Here is a 2,249-nt window from a genome sequence, read left to right as displayed (position 1 = left end):
TGTCGGTTGCGGTCATGATGTGCTTCCTTTCCTGCCGGGCCTTCAGCCCTGCACCGCGTTGCCGACAACCCGCTGATCGCCCTGCAGGCCGATCGGAAGGCTGTCGATATAGGCGTTGGGCTGGCGGCCATCGAAGGGCAGACCGTCGATGGCGTCGGTGCTGACAGGGCGGTAGCCGTCACTGTCGAACAGGAAGGCATCCGCCGGGACGAGGCCGTCATCGACCAGCGATTGCGCCGCCTCAAGGAACAGATCGGCGCGGAACACGCTTTGCGCGATGTCCTGATACCAGCCATCCTCCTGCGCGGTGTCGATCTGGCCCCAGCGGCGCATCTGCGTCAGATACCAGACAGCATCCGAGGTGAAGGGATGGTTGGCGTTGTAGCGGAAGAAGACGTTGAAATCAGGCACCGGGCGGATATCGCCGCGCTCATATTCAAAGGTGCCGGTCATCGAATTGGCCAGCACCGCCGGGTCTGCGCCGACATAATTGGGGCGGCTGATGATCTCGACGGCCTCGGCGCGGTTGGCGTTGTCGTTCTCATCCAGCCAGAGCGCGGCACGGATCAGCGCGCGGGTCAGAGCGCGCACGGTGTTGGGGTTCTGCTCAACGAAATCGGCGCGCAGGCCCAGCACCTTTTCGGCGCGCATCGGGAAAATATCAAGATCGGTGATCACCGGCACACCGATGCCCATGGCAACCGCCTGCTGGTTCCACGGCTCACCCACCGAATAGCCCGCGATGGTGCCTGCCTCCAGCGTGGCGGGCATCTGCGGGGGCGGGGTGACGGACAGCAACACCTCGGCGCCGATCTGGCCACTGGTGTTGTCGGGGCTGTAGAAACCCGGATGGATACCGCCTGCCGCCAGCCAGTAGCGGAGTTCGAAATTATGGGTCGAGACGGGGAAAACCATGCCCATGTTGAACACCCGGCCCTGATTGGCGAAGGCCTCAAGCGCCGGGCGCAGGGCCTCGGCACTGATGGGATGCACGGGGCCGTTGTCATCGGTTGCCAGCGCCGGGCGCATCAGTTCCCAGACCTCGTTGGAAACGGTGGTGGCGTTGCCGTTCAGGTCCATCACAAAGGGCGTGACGATATGCGCCTCGGTGCCGAAACCGATGGTCGCGGCAAGGGGCTGGCCTGCCAGCATATGCGCGCCGTGCAGGTTGCCGTCGATCACCCCGTCCAGCAGCACCTTCCAGTTGGCCTGTGCCTCAAGCGTGACGAACAGGCCCTCATCCTCGAAATAGCCACGCTCATAGGCGATGGCGAGCGGGGCCATATCGGTGAGCTTGATGAAGCCCAGCGTCAGTTCCTCGATCTCGGGGAAGGTATCGGCATGCAGGGGGGTGGTGCCAAGGCTGGCAATTACGGTGGCGGTGGCGAGAAGCTTGCGGATCATGGCTGTGTCCTCTGGCTGCGCCTGCGGAGGCGCCAAAACGAAAAAAGCCGCCGACCAGTGGCGCGGAATGCGCGACATGGTCAGGCGGCTGTGCCCGGAGGGGTTCGCCCTTGAACCCCGTTTTAACGAAGCGACATCTTTGCCGTTTCGATTGCCCTGAGGGTGGCCGATCAGGGCGCGCCGATCAACCTGTGCCTGCGCAGCAAGGCGCATTTCGCAGGCGCAGCATCAGAATGCCCAAGTTTTCAGCGGAAATCCGGCGCAGGGTCAAAAATCTGCCCGTCAAAGAAAGCATCGGGCGCCAGAATCATCGTGCCGCGCTCGGATGCAACGGCGGTCGGATGGCGCAGGCTGCCCTCCAGCTTTTCCGATGCGCCGGGCAGGTCGGCCCCGGCGCTGCGCAGGTTCTGGCGGTAAAGATCAGTGCGGCACACGGCCTTCGCCTGCCGGATGCTGGCCGCCACATCCAGCCCGTGCCGCTGCGCCAGTTGCGCCGCAAACCACGCCGCCTGCGAACGCCAGGGAAAGCTGGCGGCACCGTCAAAGAAGCGGATCATATCGGGCACCTGACGCAGCTCTCCGCGCGGCGAGATGACCATTTCACCGCGCAGGGCCCGGTCCAGCAGCTCTACCGGCGCGTTGACATATTCCGGCCGCGCAAGGATTTCAGACGCGGTCATGCGGTTTTCCGGCACACTGAGCCAGCGCGCGGCGCGCCACACCGCCCGCATCAGCCGGGCGGTCAGGGCCGGGTTGTCTGTCACCCAGTCATGGCGGGCGGCCAGCACCTTTTCCGGCGCGACAGCCCAGATGGCGCGGCTGGGCAGCAATAGCGCGCCCGCCAT

General features: G+C 64.8%; 2 protein-coding genes. Both read right to left on the bottom strand.

All coding sequences use genetic code 11. The annotated features are described in order from the left end of the window. Positions 1–42 precede the first annotated feature (42 nt). Complete coding sequence (locus V7Q53_RS23345) at positions 43–1,404, bottom strand: CmpA/NrtA family ABC transporter substrate-binding protein (protein ID WP_333831437.1); 1,362 nt, start codon at positions 1,402–1,404, stop codon at positions 43–45. 245 nt (positions 1,405–1,649) lie between these two features. Continuing rightward, positions 1,650–2,249: ABC transporter substrate-binding protein (locus tag V7Q53_RS23340; RefSeq protein ID WP_333831435.1), on the bottom strand; the 600-nt coding region annotated here is incomplete at its 5' end.

This window comes from Pararhodobacter sp., from assembly GCF_036802785.1.
Classification (GTDB): domain Bacteria; phylum Pseudomonadota; class Alphaproteobacteria; order Rhodobacterales; family Rhodobacteraceae; genus Pararhodobacter.
Note: the sequence above shows the minus strand (reverse complement) of the source record. Positions and strands in the feature narration are given on the sequence as shown.

Coding starts and splice junctions, on each gene's coding strand:
- V7Q53_RS23345 (WP_333831437.1), bottom strand. CDS start 1,404: ATGATCCGCAAGCTTCTCGCCACCGCCACCGTAATTGCCAGCCTTGGC.